16 protein-coding genes are annotated in these 17,166 nt (G+C 71.2%); 7 read left to right on the forward strand and 9 right to left on the reverse strand.

Annotation, left to right across the window (positions count from 1 at the left end; translation table 11 throughout):
• Positions 1-5: 5 nt before the first annotated feature.
• On the reverse strand, positions 6-2,078 hold the full coding sequence (locus C9J87_RS13745) for a DNA gyrase/topoisomerase IV subunit B (RefSeq protein WP_232820053.1): 2,073 nt from the start codon (positions 2,076-2,078) through the stop codon (positions 6-8).
• A 256-nt stretch (positions 2,079-2,334) separates the two neighbouring features.
• Here C9J87_RS13745 and C9J87_RS13750 point away from each other — a divergent pair, with 256 nt between their 5' ends.
• The 4 genes from C9J87_RS13750 to C9J87_RS13765 all read left to right on the forward strand — a co-directional run bounded on the left by C9J87_RS13750 (position 2,335) and on the right by C9J87_RS13765 (position 5,052).
• A complete protein-coding gene (locus tag C9J87_RS13750) occupies positions 2,335-2,586 on the forward strand; it encodes a DUF7455 domain-containing protein (protein WP_198016834.1) in 252 nt (83 codons plus the stop codon).
• A 75-nt stretch (positions 2,587-2,661) separates the two neighbouring features.
• Positions 2,662-3,141 (forward strand): DUF456 domain-containing protein, encoded by a 480-nt coding sequence (locus C9J87_RS13755; RefSeq protein WP_010833419.1) that lies wholly within the window; start codon positions 2,662-2,664, stop codon positions 3,139-3,141.
• A complete protein-coding gene (locus tag C9J87_RS13760; RefSeq protein WP_010833418.1) occupies positions 3,141-3,971 on the forward strand; it encodes an EamA family transporter in 831 nt (276 codons plus the stop codon). Before C9J87_RS13755 ends, C9J87_RS13760 begins: the two co-directional genes overlap by 1 nt.
• Before the next feature lie 16 nt (positions 3,972-3,987).
• On the forward strand, positions 3,988-5,052 hold the full coding sequence (locus C9J87_RS13765) for a CapA family protein (RefSeq protein ID WP_010833417.1): 1,065 nt from the start codon (positions 3,988-3,990) through the stop codon (positions 5,050-5,052).
• Positions 5,053-5,056: 4 nt separating this feature from the next.
• Here C9J87_RS13765 and C9J87_RS20275 read toward each other — a convergent pair whose 3' ends face one another.
• From C9J87_RS20275 to C9J87_RS13785, 4 genes are all read right to left on the reverse strand, one after another.
• Positions 5,057-6,388, reverse strand: coding sequence for a M28 family metallopeptidase (locus C9J87_RS20275; protein WP_232211500.1), 1,332 nt, complete (start codon positions 6,386-6,388; stop codon positions 5,057-5,059).
• A 12-nt stretch (positions 6,389-6,400) separates the two neighbouring features.
• A complete protein-coding gene (locus C9J87_RS13775; protein ID WP_036490887.1) occupies positions 6,401-7,933 on the reverse strand; it encodes an RNA polymerase sigma factor in 1,533 nt (510 codons plus the stop codon).
• A 124-nt stretch (positions 7,934-8,057) separates the two neighbouring features.
• Positions 8,058-8,630 (reverse strand): HhH-GPD-type base excision DNA repair protein, encoded by a 573-nt coding sequence (locus tag C9J87_RS13780; RefSeq protein WP_036490883.1) that lies wholly within the window; start codon positions 8,628-8,630, stop codon positions 8,058-8,060.
• Between the two features lie 37 nt (positions 8,631-8,667).
• Positions 8,668-9,069, reverse strand: a complete 402-nt coding sequence (locus tag C9J87_RS13785; RefSeq protein WP_010833413.1) for a universal stress protein — start codon at positions 9,067-9,069, stop codon at positions 8,668-8,670.
• Positions 9,070-9,201: 132 nt separating this feature from the next.
• On the opposite strand from C9J87_RS13785, the gene C9J87_RS13790 reads away from it, so the two are divergent.
• Entirely contained in the window at positions 9,202-9,639 is a 438-nt protein-coding gene (locus tag C9J87_RS13790) for a hypothetical protein (RefSeq protein ID WP_010833412.1), read from the forward strand.
• Here C9J87_RS13790 and C9J87_RS13795 read toward each other — a convergent pair whose 3' ends face one another.
• Positions 9,640-11,103, reverse strand: coding sequence for a glutamate--cysteine ligase family protein (locus C9J87_RS13795; RefSeq protein ID WP_010833411.1), 1,464 nt, complete (start codon positions 11,101-11,103; stop codon positions 9,640-9,642).
• A gap of 48 nt (positions 11,104-11,151) precedes the next feature.
• On the reverse strand, positions 11,152-12,117 hold the full coding sequence (locus tag C9J87_RS13800) for a DUF4192 domain-containing protein (protein WP_084622862.1): 966 nt from the start codon (positions 12,115-12,117) through the stop codon (positions 11,152-11,154).
• Between the two features lie 143 nt (positions 12,118-12,260).
• Between C9J87_RS13800 and C9J87_RS13805 the strand changes: the two genes are divergently transcribed.
• Both C9J87_RS13805 and C9J87_RS13810 read left to right on the forward strand, forming a co-directional pair.
• Positions 12,261-13,565 (forward strand): DNA polymerase IV, encoded by a 1,305-nt coding sequence (locus C9J87_RS13805; protein ID WP_107705806.1) that lies wholly within the window; start codon positions 12,261-12,263, stop codon positions 13,563-13,565.
• Between the two features lie 582 nt (positions 13,566-14,147).
• Positions 14,148-15,161 carry a sigma-70 family RNA polymerase sigma factor gene (locus tag C9J87_RS13810; RefSeq protein WP_010833408.1) on the forward strand — a complete coding sequence of 338 codons (1,014 nt, stop codon included), beginning with the start codon at positions 14,148-14,150 and terminating at the stop codon, positions 15,159-15,161.
• A gap of 76 nt (positions 15,162-15,237) precedes the next feature.
• On the opposite strand, the gene C9J87_RS13815 is transcribed toward C9J87_RS13810, so the two are convergent.
• Together C9J87_RS13815 and C9J87_RS13820 are read right to left on the reverse strand one after the other, a co-directional pair.
• A complete protein-coding gene (locus C9J87_RS13815) occupies positions 15,238-16,518 on the reverse strand; it encodes a glycoside hydrolase family 3 N-terminal domain-containing protein (RefSeq protein ID WP_107705807.1) in 1,281 nt (426 codons plus the stop codon).
• 54 nt (positions 16,519-16,572) lie between these two features.
• Positions 16,573-17,097, reverse strand: coding sequence for a DUF2231 domain-containing protein (locus tag C9J87_RS13820; RefSeq protein ID WP_157953204.1), 525 nt, complete (start codon positions 17,095-17,097; stop codon positions 16,573-16,575).
• Positions 17,098-17,166 lie beyond the last annotated feature (69 nt).

The following is a 17,166-nucleotide window of genomic DNA, read 5'->3' on the forward strand; positions in this document are numbered from 1 at the left end:
GCGTCCTAGGCGTCGAGGGTCTCGACGTCGACCTCATAGGCGCCCTGCACGATGAACTCTTTGCGCGGCGCGACGTCGGAGCCCATCAGCAGCTCGAAGACCTGGGCAGCGACCTCGGCGTCGTCGACGGTCAGCCGGCGCAGGGTGCGGTGGCGGGGGTCCATGGTCGTCTCGGACAGCTGGTCGGCGTCCATCTCACCGAGGCCCTTGTAGCGCTGCGGGGGTTCCTTCCAGCGCACGTTCTTCTTCTTCAGCTCGGCGAGGCGGCGGTGCAGCTCGTCGTCGGAGTAGGTGTAGACGTACTTGTCCATCCCCTTCTTGGGGTTGGTCAGCTCGATGCGGTGCAGCGGGGGTACGGCGGTGTAGACCCGCCCTTCCTTGAGCAGCTCGGGCATGTACTTGAAGAACAGGGTGGCGAGCAGGCAGCGGATGTGCGAGCCGTCGGAGTCCGCGTCGGCCATGAAGATGATCCGCCCGTAGCGGGCGGACTCGAGGTCGAAGGTACGCCCCGAGCCGGCGCCGACGACCTGGATGATCGAGGCGCACTCGGTGTTCTTGAGCATGTCGCCCACCGAGGCCTTCTGGACGTTGAGGATCTTCCCGCGGATCGGGAGCAGCGCCTGGTACTCGGAGTCACGCGCGAACTTCGCCGTACCCAACGCCGAGTCACCCTCGACGATGAACAGCTCGGTGCGCTCGTTGTCGGCCGAGCGGCAGTCTGCGAGCTTGGCCGGCAGCGCGGAGGACTCGAGCGCGTTCTTCCGGCGCTGGGTCTCCTTGTGCTGCTTGGCCGCGATCCGGGTCTTGGAGGCGCCGACGACCTTCTCCATGACCAGCTTGGCCTGGGCCTTCTCGGCCCGCTTGGTGGAGGTGAGGAAGTTTTTGAGCTCGGCGGCGACGACCTTGCGCACGACGTTGCGAGCCGCCGGGGTGCCGAGGATCTCCTTGGTCTGGCCCTCGAACTGCGGCTCGGCCAGCCGGACCGTCACGACGCCGGTCATGCCCTCGAGCACGTCGTCCTTGATCACGTTGTCGTCGTTGACCTTGAGCACCTTGGCCGAGCGCATCACGTCGTTGAACGTCGAGGTGATCGCCGACTCGAAGCCGCTGACGTGCGTGCCGCCCTTGGGCGTCGCGATCACGTTGACGAAGGAGCGGACCTGGGTGTCGTAGGTGTTGGACCAGCGCAGCGCGACGTCGACGGTCAGCTCGCGCTCGACCTCCTGCGGCGTCATGTGCCCCTTGTCGTCGAGCAACGGCACGGTCTCGGTGAAGGTGTCCATGCCCTGCAGGCGCAGGATGTCGGTGACTGGCTCCCCCTGGGAGAGGAAGTCGGCGAACTCGCTGATGCCGCCCTCGTGCAGGAACTTCTCGCAGACGGGCTCCGGACCGCGCTGGTCGTTGATGACCAGCTCGAGGCCGGGGACGATGTACGACGTCTGGCGGGCGCGGCCCAGCAGGCCCTCGATCTCGACGCCGGCGTCCTTGGTGAAGATCTGCCGGTCCGGCCAGAAGTGGATGCGGGTGCCGGTCTTGTCCTTCGCGACCCGCTTGCCCTTGCGGGTCAGGCCCGACTGCGGCTTGAAGGAAGCCGTGGGGCCCTCGCCGTCGAAGACGCCGGGCACGCCGCGCTGGAACGACAGGCCCTGCTGGGTGGGCGAACGATCGACGTCGATGTCCATCCGCGATGACAGCGCGTTGACCACCGATAGTCCGACGCCGTGCAGGCCACCGGTCGCGACGTAGGAGCCGCCGCCGAACTTGCCGCCGGCGTGCAGCTTGGTGGCGACCACCTCGACGCCGGGGAGCCCGGTCTTGGGCTCCTTGTCCGTCGGGATGCCGCGACCGTCGTCGTAGACCTCGACCGAGTCGTCGGGGTGCAGGGTGATCTCGACGCGGTGGGCGACGCCCGCGAGCGCCTCGTCGACACCGTTGTCGATGATCTCCCACAGGCAGTGCATCAGCCCGCGGGTGTCCGTCGAGCCGATGTACATGCCGGGGCGCTTGCGAACCGCATCGAGCCCCTCGAGGACGAGGAGGTGTGCCGCGTTGTACGTGTTGTCTGCCGGTGCTGCCACAAGGAGAAAACCTACCCGCGACACGCCGTGGAGCGGCGCAGGGCACGCTTGCCGCCCTCGAGGACATGACAGGTCTAGCGTGATCACATTCGCATCACGCAATCCGTTCGACCGCAACGCAACGAACACCAGGCACGTCCCACGGTTGGGGATACGCCCAACGGGGTACACGTATCAATGATTGGATGGCCACGTCCCACCCCGATTGCACCAGCCGGGAATCTTTGACCCGGTGACTACGTTGGGCCAGACACCGATGGAGAGAAATGAGGCCGATGTGACTACAGCCATTGCCCCCCAGCCTGCCGCCCTGACGGCAGCTGACCGCTGCGACCGCTGCGGTGCCCAGGCCTACCTGCGTGTCGAGCTGCAGACCGGCGGTGAGTTGCTCTTCTGTGCCCACCACGCCCGGGAGCACGGAGACAAGCTCCGTTCGATCGCGTCCCACGTGCACGACGAGACGCACAAGCTCGAGCCCACGCCGGCCGGTGCTCGCGACAGCGACTGAGCCGCCACCCACCTACGCCACGACGGCCCCCGACCATCCGGTCGGGGGCCGTCGTCGTTGTGGAAGGCTCCCCCCGTGACCTTCACCGAACTCGTCGTGGCCGCGCTGCTCGCGGTCGGCATCGCCGGCATCATCGTCCCGGTGATCCCGGGGCTGCTCCTGCTCGTCGGCGGGCTGCTGCTCTGGGCAATCGACCTCAACACCTCCACCGGCTGGGTCGTCGTCGCGATCGCGCTGGGGTTCCTGGCCATCGGGACGATCGTGAAGTACGTCGTCCCCGGCCGCCGCCTCAAGGCAGCCGGCGTCCCGCGCTCCACGCTCGTGGTGGGCGGCGTGGTTGGCATCGTCGGCTTCTTCGTGGTCCCGGTCGTCGGGCTGTTCATCGGCTTCGTCCTCGGGGTGTACGCCGCCGAGCGCCGCCGCCTCGGTGCGGCAGCCGCCGGCCCGGCGACCCGGCACGCCCTCCGTGCGGTCGGCCTCTCCATCGTGATCGAGCTCACGGCGTCGCTGCTGGCCGTCGCCACCTGGATCGTCGGCATCGTGGTGACCGGCTGATGGGCATCGTGCTGGCCCTGGCCGCTGCGCTGGCCTACGGCCTGTCTGACTTCGCCGGTGGCCTCGCATCACGTCGCACCTCCGCCTGGCCGGTGGCGTTCATGTGCGCGATCGGCGCCTTCGCCTGCTCGGTCCTGATCGCGCTCGGCACCGCCGGCCACGCCAGCGGCACCGACCTCGCCTGGGGCGCCCTGGGCGGTGTCGGGTCGGGCCTCGGCGGCGCCTTCCTCTACCGCGGCTTCGCCGCCGGCCGGATGGGCGTCGTGGCGCCGATCTCGGCCGTTGGCGCGGCCATCCTGCCCGTCGCGGTGGGCGTTTCTGCCGGTGAGCGGCCCGAGCTGCTCGTCTGGCTCGGCATCGCCGCCGCCGTCCCCGGCATCTGGCTGGTCAGCCGCGAGCCGGGTGGTGACGGCAGCCTGGCCGCAGGTCTGGTCGACGGCATCCTCGCCGGCCTCGGCTTCGGCCTGCTCTTCGCCGCCATCGGCCAGGTCCCCGACGGTGCCGGCTTCTGGCCGCTCGCTGTCGCCCAGGCGGCGGCCCTGGTCGCCGTGGTCCTCACCGCGACCATGCTCAGGGCCCCCTGGCGCCCGACCGCACGGTCCGAGGTCACCGGCGGCCTGCTGGCCGGCGTGCTGGCCAGCGCTGCCGCGCTCGCCTTCCTGCTCGCCACCCAGTCCGGCCTGCTGACGGTGGCCGCCGTGCTCACCTCGCTCTACCCCGCCTTCACGATCCTGCTGGCGGCGACCGTCCTGCGCGAGCACATCCATCGCGGCCAGGCGCTCGGCCTGGGGTTCTGCGGCCTGTGCGTCGCCCTGGTCGCGGCCGGCTGACCCCTACTGTGAGGCCATGAGGTGGCCGCTCGTCGTCGCGATGCTCGCGCTGCCTGCCTGTACGGCGACGCCACCAGCCGACGAGGCCCCCGAGGTGCACGCAGCGACGACCGGGACCACCAGCCCCGCCACGGCAGCCCCCAGCACCCCGCGCACGCTGACGATCGCGGTGGCCGGCGACATCCACTTCGAGGGCGCGCTGCGCGCGCGGCTCGACGACCCGGCCACGGCGCTGGCGCCGGTCACCGGCACGCTCGCGGCCGCTGACCTGGCGATCGTCAACCTGGAGACCTCGGTCGGGACCGGCGGCCGCCCCGACCCGGCCAAGAGGTTCACCTTCCAGGCGCCGCCCACAGCCTTCCGGGCGCTGGCCGAGGCCGGGATCGACGTGGCCTCGATGGCCAACAACCATGCGCTCGACTTCGGCCTCGCACTCCTGAAGGAGACGTTCGACGAGACCGAGCCTTCGTTGACGGTCGTCGGGATCGGCCGCAACCGCGACGACGCCTTCGCACCGGCCCTCACCGAGATCCGGGGCACCACCGTCGCGACCATCGGGGCCACGCTCGCCGCCACCGACCCGACCGCGGACCCCACCGGGCACTGGGCCGCGACCGACGGCTCCCCCGGCACCGCCGACGCCGTCGACCCGCGGCGGCTGCTGCGCGCCGTCGCCGCTGCCGACGAGACCGCCGACGTGGTCGTCGTCTACCTGCACTGGGGCATCCAGGGCGAGGACTGCCCCACCGACGACCAGCGCACCCTCGCCGCCGACCTGGTGGATCGAGGCGCCGACGTGGTCGTCGGCAGCCACGCGCACCAGCTCCAGGGCGACGGACGGCTCGGACCCGGCTACGTGGCCTACGGCCTGGGCAACTACGCCTGGTACACCCCCACTGCGACCACCGGCGTGCTCACCCTCACCGTCCGGCCGCCGGCCGATCCCTCCGGTCGCGCGCGAGTGGTCGACCGCGAGTGGGCGCCGGCCCGGATCGGCACCGACGGCCTGCCGCAAGAGCTCACGAGTGCGGCCGGCTTCGAGGCAGACCTGGCAGCGCTCCGACGCTGCGCAGGCTTCTGACGCGTCAGCGCGGGGCCAGCCAGGCCAGCAGCAGCCGGCCCACCCGCTCGACCTGGGCAGGCTCGACGACGGACACCACGTCCTGCGCCGAGTGGTAGCCGACGTACGGCGTGCTGCCCAAGCGCGCTCCCGGCAGCCCGGTACGCACGAAGGACCAGTGGTCGCTGCTGCGTTGGTCGGGGTCGGGAGTCGTCGGCACACCGGCATGTCGAGCGGCCGCGAGCAGCTGCCGCTGGACCGGGTCGGTGTCGTCGGCCGAACCCACCGGCACCCGCGCGCCGACCCCGACGCGATCGAGCGAGACCATGCCGCGAATCGCGTCGCGCTCCCCCGGCGACAGCGTCCGCACGTAGGCCCGTGACCCGAAGTGGTGCTGCTCGGGATCGGTCCCGCTCCGCGGCTCCTCCGCCCCGAAGGCGACGAAGACGACCGGCAGCCGGGTGTGGCGCAGCGCCGTCGCCTCGGCGACGGCCAGCATGACGCCGATGCCCGACGCATTGTCCTCGGCCCCGGGCGCCTGCGGCACGGTGTCGAGGTGGGCCCCGACGACGAGGTGGGGCTGCTCCGGCTCGAACCCGGGCGGCCGGGCGACGACGTTCAGCGACCGTCCCGCGTCGACGGGCACGCCCCACGAGCTTCCGGCGGGTACGGCGATGCGCTGCCGCTGCACGGTGTAGCCGAGCCGGTCGAACTGCCTGCCCACCCAGCGGGCCGCGCGCGCGTAGGCCGGGCTCGTCGCCTCCCGCGGACCGATGGTGCCGGCCAGGTGCCGGACCGCCTTCATCGCGGTCGCGACCTCGAAGTCGTCCGGGACCACCGGTGCGGTGACGGGCTCGGCCGGTGCCGCTGTGCCCGCACGCACGTCGCCCAGGTCGTCGAGGGTCGTCTCCGGGGCGGCCCGCAGCGCCTCCGTCGCGCGGTCGAGCAACCCAGCGTCGGCCTCGGTGACCAGCCCGCTGGCGAAGAGCAGGGTCGCGCCGCGCACCAGCGCGACGCCACTCATCTCCTCCATCCGCGTCACCATCACCCCGTCGGTGACCGTGCAGGAGTCCCCCGCCATCCGGCGAGCGGCCAGCGCCTCGCACAGGTCGCTGCCGGGGTCAGGCTGCTGCGAGAGCGTGAACCCCTGGTGCTCGGCCCACTCGTAGGTCGTGGAGACGTGGTCGGGGTCGACGGTGGTCGTGACCGGCTGCGCGCCGTCGAGCTCGGGGTCGAAGAGCACGAAGCCCACGGACGGCAGCTGGACGGGCGGGTCGCGGGGCTCGTCTGCTGGCGCCGTACAGCCAAATGCAACCGCGGCCGACCCCGCACAGAGCAGGGCGACCGCGGTTCGCACGAGAGGTCTCGATCAGTCCAGGTAGTCCCGGAGCACCTGCGAGCGCGACGGGTGGCGCAGCTTGCTCATCGTCTTCGACTCGATCTGACGGATGCGCTCGCGCGTCACGCCGTAGACCTTGCCGATCTCGTCGAGCGTCTTGGGCTGGCCGTCGGTGAGACCGAAGCGCATCGACACGACACCCGCCTCACGCTCGGAGAGGGTGTCGAGCACGGCGTGCAGCTGCTCCTGCAGCAGCGTGAAGCTGACCGCGTCGGCGGGCACGATGGCCTCGGAGTCCTCGATCAGGTCGCCGAACTCGGAGTCGCCGTCCTCACCCAGGGGCGTGTGCAGCGAGATGGGCTCGCGGCCGTACTTCTGGACCTCGATGACCTTCTCGGGGGTCATGTCGAGCTCCTTGGCGAGCTCCTCGGGCGTGGGCTCGCGGCCCAGGTCCTGGAGCATCTGCCGCTGGACGCGAGCGAGCTTGTTGATGACCTCGACCATGTGCACCGGGATGCGGATGGTGCGCGCCTGGTCGGCCATCGCGCGGGTGATGGCCTGACGGATCCACCACGTGGCGTAGGTCGAGAACTTGTAGCCCTTGGTGTAGTCGAACTTCTCGACCGCGCGGATCAGGCCGAGGTTGCCCTCCTGGATGAGGTCCAGGAAGAGCATGCCGCGACCGGTGTAGCGCTTGGCCAGCGAGACGACCAGACGCAGGTTGGCCTCGAGGAGGTGGTTCTTGGCGCGGCGGCCGTCCTCGGAGATCCACTCGAGCTCCTCGAGGACCTTCGGGGTGATCTTGCCGCCCTTGTTGAGCTTCTCCTCGGAGAAGAGGCCGGCCTCGATCCGCTTGGCGAGCTCGACCTCCATCTCGGCGTTGAGGAGGGGCACCTTGCCGATCTGCTTGAGGTAGTCCTTGACCGGGTCGGCGGTCGCACCGGCGACCATGACCTGCTGCTCGGGCTCGTCCGTGTCGTCCGACGCGGAGACGGTGAAGGCCTGCTTCTCGTCCTCCTTGATCGTCGGGTCGACCTTGACGTCCTTCTCGAACTGCTCGTCCGGGAGGTCAGGGAGCAGCTTCTTGCCGTCGGGGCCGACGACGGCCGGCACGAGGTCGACGGCGACGTCGACCGTGTCAGCCTTCTTGGCCGCGGCCTTCTTCGCCGGGGCCTTCTTGGCGGGCGCCTTCTTGGCGGGCGCCTCGACGTCGTCGACCGGAGCCGGCTTCGCCGCGGTGGCCTTGGTGGCGGCGGCCTTCTTGGCCGGAGCCTTGGCCGCGGTCTTCTTGGCGGCCGCCGTGGTCGTCTTGCGGGTGCTCGACGTGGCTGCCACCGCCCGGGTGCTCGCCGCATCGACGTTCACGGTGATGCCCAGGCCACTGATGTGGACCAGCAGAGCCTTGAGGTGTCGGGGTTCGACGGCCGCGTCGTCACTGGCTTGTCGAACTTCCTCGGGCGTCACACTCCCGGCCGGGGAACCGCGCTCGATCAGCGCAACGATGGACGGGTGCGTGAGCACCTCTGCGGGGAGCAACTTGCGTGCGTGCGGGGACACGAACACCTCTCGTCAAACGGCATCGGGGCGCGGCAAGGCCCGGTCAAGTCAAGAGCCGCGTTGTCATTCTGCCACGGTCTTGGTCAAGGCCCGGCAACGGCGCCTCCACAGCGTTTCCACGCGGTGCTCGTCAGGCCGACGAGGCGACCTTGGCGGCCGCCTTCTTCTGCTTCTTGTAGTCGCGCACCTTCTGCAAGGAGGCGGGATCGACGACGTCGGCCACGGACCGGAAGCCCTCGAGCGCGTAGTCGCCCACGGCCTGCTCCCAGCCGTCGGGCCGCACCCCGAGCTGCTTGGCCAGCAGGGCGACGAAGATCTGCGCCTTCTGCTTTCCGAAGCCCGGCAGGGCCATCACCCGCTTGAGCAGGTCCTTGCCGTCAGCCGCCTCGGTCCACAGCCGCGAGGCGTCGCCGTCGTAGTCGTCGGTGACGATGCGGGCGAGCTCCTGGAGCTTGGTGGCCATCGAGCCGGGGAACCGGTGGATCGCCGGCGTCGTGGCTGCCATCGCGGCGAACTCCTCGGGGTCGGCAGCAGCGATCGCCGCCGGGTCGAAGGACCCGAAGCGGTCGGTGACCTTCGCCGGGCCGCGGAACGCGTGCTCCATCGGATACTGCTGGTCGAGCATCATCCCCGCCAGCAGGGCGAAGGGGGACTCGTCGAGGATCTTGTCGGCACTCGCGTCGCCGGTGATCTGGATGGCCATGCGCACATCTTGCCCGACGACGTCCACCGTGCCCGGCTCAGTCGGCCTTGACCGCCAGGACCGGGCAGTGCGCGTCGAGCAGGATGCGCTGCGCGTTGGAGCCCAGGATCAGCTTGCCGACGGGCGAGCGGCGGCGCAGCCCGATCACGAGCAGCTCTGCGGAGTTGGCCTCGGCCAGGCTGATGAGGTCCTCGGCCGGCTCGAAGCCGCGGACGAGCTGACGGATGTCGTACTCGACCCCGGCCGCGTCCAGCGTCTTGCGCACGGCGTCCATGTCGTCCTCGGCCGCGCGAGCCTTGCCCTGGTCGAAGTCGTTCCCGCCGCGGTGGGAGTTGACCACGACGAGCTTGCTGCCGCGGAGCTTGGCCTCCGAGATGGCGGTGGCCAGGGCGGCCTCGCCCTCAGGCTTGGGAACATATCCGACGACAACGGTGCCCATGGCGTCTCCTCTTCGCGGTGCCGCACGCGTCGTTGCGTCCGGCTTCCCCGGCACCGTACCCAATCCGCGGTCCCGGCGGGAGCCTGTGGACGACGCGACGCACGACCGGTCCACTCGGGGCATGGTGGACCCATGCCCCTGTCCGCGCCGATCACCCGCATCCAGCACGCCGTGCTGCGAGCGGCGGTGATCGACTTCAAGGAGTCCGCACCGCGTGGGCGCGCGCCGGTGTCGGTGCAGGTGGGAGCCCCCGGCCTGGCCGTCGCGCGACACGTGGTGGAGCGAGGACAGCTCCTCGACCAGGCCCTGCGCACCGACATCTGCGCCGCCCTCCTCCAGCGCACAGGAGCCGCCGCCCCTCACCGGTGGGCGTGGCTGAGCCGCAGCGGCTCGCTGTCGCTGCACGACGCCGACGTCGCCTGGTCCGCAGCGTGGTACGCCGCCTGCGCGGAGTCCGAGGTGGACGTGCCGTTCGTCGTGGTCACCCGCACCGGCTGGCGCGACCCCCGCAGCGAGGTGCTGCGCGAGTGGAGCCGGCTGCGCCGACGCTCGGGCGCGCCGGGCAGCTGACTAGTCCCAGGTGTGCACGGGCTCGTTGGTGTGCATCCGCTCGCGATAGTCCTGCAGCGTGGCCCGCAAGGCGTCGAACCGCTCCTCGCCCTCGCGGGCCTGCATCCGGGCGACGAACCACTCCGCACCGTTGGTGCCCGTCAGGCACCGCTGCTCGATGATGCCCAGCAGCCGGTCGCGCACCGAGGCCTCGACGCCCCAGGCATCGAGCCCTTCGTGCGCCATCGGCAGCAGGCGGCGCAGGACCAGCTCGGTCGCGCGCACCTGGCCGATGCCCGGCCAGTAGATCTGCGCGTCCACACCCTGCTGGGCGGCGACGTGGAAGTTCTCCTCGGCGGCCGAGAAGGACATCTGCGACCACAGCGGCCGCTCGCTCTCCGCCAGGGAGCGGACGAGCCCGAAGTAGAAGGCCGCGTTGGCGATCGTGTCGGCCACGGTCGGCCCGGCGGCCAGCAGCCGGTTCTCCACGCGCAGGTGCGGCACTCCCCCGGCGATGTCGTAGACCGGCCGGTTCCAGCGGTAGATCGTGCCGTTGTGCAGTCGCAGCTCCGACAGGGTGGGGGTGTCGCCCGCCTCCAGCACCTCGAGCGGGTCCTCGTCGTCGGTGATGGGCAGCAGCGCCGGGAAGTAGCGGACATTCTCCTCGAACAGGTCGAACACCGACGTGATCCAGCGCTCGCCGAACCACACCCGGGGCCGGACCCCCTGCACCTTGAGCTCGTCGCTGCGGGTGTCGGTCGCCTGCTCGAAGAGCGGGATCCGGGTCTCGCGCCACAGCTCCTTGCCGAGGAGGTACGGCGAGTTGGCGCCCACCGCGAGCTGCACGCCGGCGATCGCCTGCGAGGCGTTCCAGTAGGCGGCGAAGTCGTCGGGCGAGGTCTGCACGTGGAACTGGGTGCTGGTGCAGGCCGCCTCCGGCACGATCGAGTCGGCCGTCGTCGAGAGCCGGTCGCGACCGGAGATGTTGATGGTGATGTCCTCGCCCCGCGCGGACAGGATCTGCTCGCTCAGCAGCTTGTAGCGGGGGTTGGAGCTGAGGCTGTGCACCGTCATGTGGCCCTCGTCCAGGGTGGGCAGGATGCCGATCATCACCTGGTGGGCACCGGACCGGGCGGCCTTGGACTCGGCCTCGTTGAGCGATCGCCGCAGACTGTCCTCGAAGATGGTCAACCCGCCCTCGCGCAGGGTGGCGGGCGCGACGTTGATCTCGATGTTGAACTGGCCCAGCTCGGTCTGGAACTCGGGTGAGGCGATCGCGTCCAGCACCTCGGCGTTCTTCAGCGCGGGGTTGCCCTCGTCGTCGACGAGGTTGAGCTCGACCTCCAGCCCGGTCATCGGGTCATCGGTGTCGAAGCGGGCCTCGCGCAGCATCCGGGCGAACACGTCGAGGTTGCGTCGCACCTTCTCCCGGTACGCGGTGCGGTCGGCCCGTGAGAACTCCTGCTGCTCCACTTCTTCGCCCATGTCGAGACGATAGCCATGCGCGGGGCGCCGTGGGGACCCGCGCAGCGATCAGGCAGCCCCGTCCGCCCGTTCGCCCATCCGCCGGGCGGTCTCCTCCCACAGCTCCGGCGAGGTGGCGGACGTCAGCATCTCCGCCACCAGGCCGGCCAGGGAGTGCGCAGGAGCCACCGCACGGGCGCGGTCGACCGCGCACCACGCGAGCGCTCCTTCTCCCGCCAGCCAGCAGGTGAACGCGAGCACCGCGGCCGGTCCCGCGACCAGCTCCTCCGGCGTGCGCCGGACGACGTCGCTCCAGAACTCGACGTACGACCGTGCGCTCTCCCGGCGCAGCCAGCGCCAGGCCTCGTCCCGCACGTCGGGGAGCGCCAGCGAGACGGCCAGCACCGCGACCTCCTCGGCCGGTGCCGTCGCGCCGGACACGGCGTGGGTGGCGATGAGCCGGCGCACCGCCGCCGGGGGCAGGGGGACGGCCTCGGGCACCAGCCCGGCGACGATCCCCGATCCGACCGGGTCGCAGGCCACGGTTGCGGCCAGTGCCTCGCGCGAGGGATGCGTCACCCGCCCACCGAACACCGACTCGACGGCGAACCGGTGGTGTCCGACGTCGAAGGGAATCCCGCGGTAGGCCTCCGGGCTCCGGCCGGGCAGGACTGCGAAGTAGTGGCCGTCGTGGACGCGGAGCAGCTCGAAGACCTCGATGCCGGCCTCGGTGAAGCCCTCGTGCAGGCACCAGGCAGTCTCGTCGGCGACGGCGGTGTCGTCGTCGTAGACGACCAGGACGACCTTGGTGACCTGGTTGCGGCAGGCCGGGCGCAGGAGCGCCTCGAGGACGTCGTCGACGTCCGACTCGTCCGCGGGCAGGTCGATGCGGGCATGGAACGGCCGGGCGCCCTCGATGCTCAGCAGCACGACCGAGCTCGTGGGCGCGAAGCCGATGGCGACGGGCACGAAGGCGAGCAGGTCCTCGGGACAGGTGGCCTTCATCTGGCGGGAGACGGGATCTGGTGTGGTCATGCTCGACACGCTTCCCCGGCACCGCCGGGTGGATGCCGGCCGGTTTCGTCCTGTGGAAAACCGGGGGTCGGGCGGAGCGGCGCGGTGCGCAGGCGGACGCGACTGCGAGAATGCCGGGGTGACGTGGGACGACCGGTGAGCCTGTGAGGAGCACCGCTTCCGTCCTGCACCTCGACCTCGATGCGTTCTTCGCCGCCGTCGAGCAGCGTGACAAGCCGTCCTTGCGGGGCAAGCCCGTGATCGTCGGCGGCGTCGGTGGCCGGGGCGTCGTCGCCACGGCCTCCTACGAGGCCCGCGCCTTCGGCGTTCGCTCGGCCATGTCCAGCCGCGAGGCGCGCGCCCGCTGCCCCCACGCCGCCTTCCTCAGCGGGCGCTTCCACGCCTACCGCGAGACCAGCAGCCGGGTGATGGCGGTGCTGCGTGCCGCCTCGCCGCTCGTGGAGCCGCTCTCCCTCGACGAGGCGTTCGTCGACCTCGCGCAGGCCGGCCTTCCCGACCTCGAGGTCCCCACGGTCGTGGCGTACGGCGAAGCGCTGCGTGCGCAGGTCGCCGAGGTCACCGGCGGGCTGACCGGGAGCGTGGGCATCGGCTCCTCGAAGTTCATCGCCAAGATCGCCAGCGAGCTGGACAAGCCCGACGGCCTGACCGTGGTGCCGCCCGGCACCGAGCGCGACCTCCTGCGACCGATGAAGGTGACCGTGATCCCCGGTGTCGGCCCCGCGACCGCCGAGCGGCTGCGGCGAGCCGGCATCCACACCATCGCCAACCTCGAGGCCGTCAGCGAGGAGGAGCTCGTCCGGCTGCTCGGGAAGGCGCACGGCCACGGCCTCTTCCGGCTCGCGCGGGCGCAGGACGACCGCCCGGTGGTGCCCGACCGCGAGACGAAGTCGGTGAGCTCGGAGGGCACCTACGACACCGACCTGACCGATCGCCGGCTGATGGAGGGCCTGCTGGCGCGGCAGGCAAGCCACGTCGGCGAGCGCCTGCGCAAGCACGGCCTGTCCGGGCGCACGGTGACGATCAAAGTGCGGCTGCACGACTTCACCACCGTGAGCCGCTCCTCCACGCTGCCCTCCCCCACGGACAGCGGCCCGACCATCGCCCGCGTGGCCAAGAGCCTGCTCACCGACCTGGACACCTCGGGCGGCGTCCGGTTGCTGGGGGTGGGGGTCTCCGGGCTCGCCGACTGGATCCAGGAAAACCTCTTCGGCGACACCGAGCCCGACGAGCCCGACATCGAGCTCCCGGCCGTCGAGCCCGCCCGGCGCGGCTACGCGCCCGGGATGGACGTCGAGCACACCGAGATGGGCGCGGGCTGGGTCTGGGGGTCCGGCAAGGGCGTGGTGACGGTGCGCTTCGAGACGGCCGAGACCCCGCCGGGGCCCGTGCGGTCCTTCTCCGTCGACGATCCCGCTCTCGCACCCGCGGCCCGACCCGCCGAGGACTGAGCACCGGCCGGTGAGCGTGGCTCGCCGGAAATGGGTGAGGGGCTCCTGGCGGTATGAGCGTCAGGAGCCCCTCAGATTTGACCGGTTGCGGTGACGTCCGATCGATCACGACCTCCGCCGACCTCCGAGGTCCCCGTCACCGGGCCCCCGCAGCGAGCAAGCTCGCCGTGAAGAGTTCTGCGTTTCGGTCTGATCCCCGGCTCCGCAAGCGGTGCCGGTAGAGAGAGTTCTATGCCGTCACGCACCGGCTGCGCAAGGGGTTGGACGAACAAACCTTCGGTCCCACAGGCGTGTCCACAGAAGTTCTCCTGTGCTCCACAGAACACAGTCACTTCTCCACACAGATGTGGATCACCCTGTGGACGGCCCGCGTGCTCCACCCCTCCGGGCGATCCGGATCCGTGTTCGCTCCGAACAGCCCTGAGAAGTCCCTGAGAGTTGCCGGTCCTTGCAACTCTGCGGAACTGCCGAACGTCAGTGCAGATGAAGGGCGACCACACCGACCGGGAATCTCCGGGCACCGTGGGCCGTTGAACACGACGTGATGCAAACGGGGAAACGCGTCACACGGAGGAGGCGACCATGACCACAACACAGATCACCAAGAACGCACCGGCGCGCAGCGCGGCGGGCCGGGGCACGCGCGGCGCGACCCGCGAGATCGAAGGTCGCGACAGCGTCGGGCTCTACCTCGACGAGATCGCCCGCACGCCCTTGCTCGACGCCATCACCGAGGTGGAGCTGTCGAAGACCATCGAGGCCGGCCTGCTGGCCGAGAAGCTGCTCGAGGAGGGCCGCGTCGGTCGCAAGAAGGGCGGCGCCCCGGGCCGCGCCACCGAGGAGGAGCTGGAGTGGCTGGCCGAGGAGGGCCGCAAGGCCGTCGACCAGTTCATCTCCGCCAACCTGCGCCTCGTCGTGTCGATCGCCCGCAAGTACGGCCGTTCGCAGATGCCGATGCTCGACCTGATCCAGGAGGGCAACACCGGCCTGATCCGGGCGGTCGAGAAGTTCGACTACTCCAAGGGCTACAAGTTCTCGACGTATGCCACGTGGTGGGTGCGACAGGCCATCACGCGCGGCATCGCGCAGCAGGCCCGCGTCGTGCGCCTGCCCGTGCACGTCGTCGAGGAGCTCAACCAGGTCTCCGGTGCCCGTCGCACCCTCGAGCGCCAGCTCGGCCGCGACCCGGAGCCCCACGAGATCGCCACCGAGCTCGACATGGACGTCGACCGGGTCCTCGACCTCATGTCGTGGGGACGCGACCACGTCTCGCTCGACACCCCGGTCGACGAGGACGGCGACACCTCGCTCGGTGACCTGATGGCGCAGGAGACCGCGCCCGGGCCCGACCTGGAGTTCCTCGACGTCGAGGCGCGCCAGCGGCTCGAGGACCTCGTCTCCCACCTCGACGAGCGGGCAGCCGACATCATCCGGGCGCGCTACGGCCTCAACGACGGCCGCCAGCACAAGCTGGCCGACATCGGTGCCAAGCACGGCATCTCCGCCGAGCGGGTCCGCCAGCTCGAGCGGGAGGCCCTGCAGAAGCTGCGCCGCATCGGCGACCCGGACCTCGCGACCGGCAGCACCGCCGCATAGGACCGCTCCACCAGCCTTCCTCCCAGGCAGCAGACCCGCCCAGATCACGCATCGGGGCGGGTCTTGGTGATTTCGCTCAGTACGCCGCAGCGCTCAGCGCGGCAGCGGCGTCCTGGGTCAGCGTCGACACGTCGGCCGGCACCGGCTCCTGGGCGGCAGCACGCTGCTGCCACAGCTGCACGGCCACGACCCGGGCCGCGGCCTCCTCGATCCGCTCGCGGGAGATCTCCCCGGCCTCGAGGGCCTTGGTGACCACGCGGTGCGTCTCGACCGTGTCGACCGGCATCAGCAGCAGGTCGGCCCCGGCGTTGAGCGCGGCCACGGCCGGCTTGAAGCTGGAGGCCACCGCGCCCATGCCCAGGGAGTCCGTGATCGCGACCCCCTCGAACCCGAGGTCCTCGCGCAGCATCCGGTAGACCTCCGGCGCCAGCGACGCAGGCACGCCCGGGGCGATCGCCGTGAGGTCGAGGTGGCTGAGCATCACCGCCGGCGCGTGGGTGTCGATGGCCGCCTCGAACGGCGGCAGGTCGTGCGCCTCGATCTCGGCCAGCGACGACTCCAGCACCGGCAAGGTGTCGTGGCTGTCGCTGGTGGCGGCACCGTGGCCCGGGAAGTGCTTGACCGTCGAGACGACGCCGGAGGCGTCGAAGCCGCGTACGGCGGCGGCGGTCGCCTTGGCGGCGATCGCGGGGTCCTCGCTGGCGGAGCGGGTGCCGATCGTCGGGTCGGCCGCACCGATGGTCACGTCGGCCACCGGGGCGAAGACCCAGGTGAAGCCGAGGTCGCGCAGCTCGAGCCCGGTGGCGTACGCCGCGTGGCGCACCACCTCCCGGCCGCTGGGACCGTCCGCCTCGATCGCTTCCCCGGCGGCGTCGAAGGCGGGGAACTCGGTCGCGATGCCGCGCAGGTGCGACACGTAGCCGCCCTCCTGGTCGACCCCGAGCACCGGCGGGTAGTCCCGCCCGTCGTCGAGCGACGCCTGGGTCAGCGCGGCGGTCATCTCCCGCACCTGCGCCTCGTCGACGATGTTGCCGTTGGTGATGGAGATGCCGGCGAGGTGGTGCTCGCGCAGCATCGTGGCGACCTCGGCGGGATCGGTGCCGAGGTAGCGACCCACGATGACCTGACCGGCGAGCTGCTCGCTCGACATGTCGGCGACGAGGGCGCGTGCCTCGTCGAGCTCACCGACGGTGGGACCCCAGCCGAGCGGCGTCGCCGGGTCAACGGGCGTCTCGCTCGGCGCCGACGACGTCGCCGGTCCGTTCACCGGGGCGTCGGGAGCCTCGGCCTGCGACGTGCACCCGGCGAACAGGAAGGCCACGACGGTCAGGACGATCGCGGCTCGGTGGGTACGCACGGCGCGAAGGCTACCCGCGTCGCCGTACGCGCCCGAAACCCGCCGTCTCCCCGGTCACGGCTCGACGCCGACCCCCATCCGGAAGACCAGGTGTCCTCCGAGGTAGGCGCCCGCGCCGGCCAGGGCGGTCCCGGCGAGCGCGAGGCGACGCGCGGCGCGCCGGTCCCCGCGGCGGCGCTTGACCAACGCCGTCACGAAGAGCGCCAAGGTGGCGTCCATCGCGATCGCGTGCACCAGCGCCACCCGCGTCTCGCTCCCGGACGTGGTGGCCAGGTCGTGGGCGCCGGTGATGGCCGTCGGCAGCGCGGACAGGCAACCCGTGAGCAGGAGGGCGTCGACCGCAGCCGCGTGCTTCTCCGAGCCGGTGACGTCGAGCAGGGTGGCCATCAGCCAGGCGCCGAGGGGCACCTGCGCCGCGACCGGGTGGACCCGGTGGCCCAGCCAGTCACCGCCGAGCAGGCGGTCGAGGCCGGGTGGGGCGACCAGCGCGTCCTGGGCACCCGCGCGGACGCGGTCGGCCAGGGCATCGATCCCTTCGGCACGCTCGATGCGTCGGACGGCCTGTTCGGCCCTGCTCACTGACTGCGCACGCAACAGCATCCAGCCAGTCGAGCACACTTCCCGCGTAGGCAACAGGCCCGCGGGGAT

The sequence above is a fragment of the Nocardioides allogilvus genome (assembly GCF_003047285.1).
GTDB lineage: Bacteria > Actinomycetota > Actinomycetes > Propionibacteriales > Nocardioidaceae > Nocardioides > Nocardioides allogilvus.

Bases quoted from the DNA above. Each gene is read 5' to 3' on its own strand.
- C9J87_RS13780 (WP_036490883.1), bottom strand. From the start codon at position 8,630: ATGGCCATCCAGATCACCGGCGACGCGAGTGCCGACAAGATCCTCGAC.
- C9J87_RS13790 (WP_010833412.1), top strand. From the start codon at position 9,202: ATGCCCCTGTCCGCGCCGATCACCCGCATCCAGCACGCCGTGCTGCGA.
- C9J87_RS13765 (WP_010833417.1), top strand. From the start codon at position 3,988: ATGAGGTGGCCGCTCGTCGTCGCGATGCTCGCGCTGCCTGCCTGTACG.
- C9J87_RS13760 (WP_010833418.1), top strand. From the start codon at position 3,141: ATGGGCATCGTGCTGGCCCTGGCCGCTGCGCTGGCCTACGGCCTGTCT.
- C9J87_RS13795 (WP_010833411.1), bottom strand. From the start codon at position 11,103: ATGGGCGAAGAAGTGGAGCAGCAGGAGTTCTCACGGGCCGACCGCACC.
- C9J87_RS13750 (WP_198016834.1), top strand. From the start codon at position 2,335: ATGGAGAGAAATGAGGCCGATGTGACTACAGCCATTGCCCCCCAGCCT.
- C9J87_RS13810 (WP_010833408.1), top strand. From the start codon at position 14,148: ATGACCACAACACAGATCACCAAGAACGCACCGGCGCGCAGCGCGGCG.
- C9J87_RS13785 (WP_010833413.1), bottom strand. From the start codon at position 9,069: ATGGGCACCGTTGTCGTCGGATATGTTCCCAAGCCTGAGGGCGAGGCC.
- C9J87_RS13800 (WP_084622862.1), bottom strand. From the start codon at position 12,117: ATGACCACACCAGATCCCGTCTCCCGCCAGATGAAGGCCACCTGTCCC.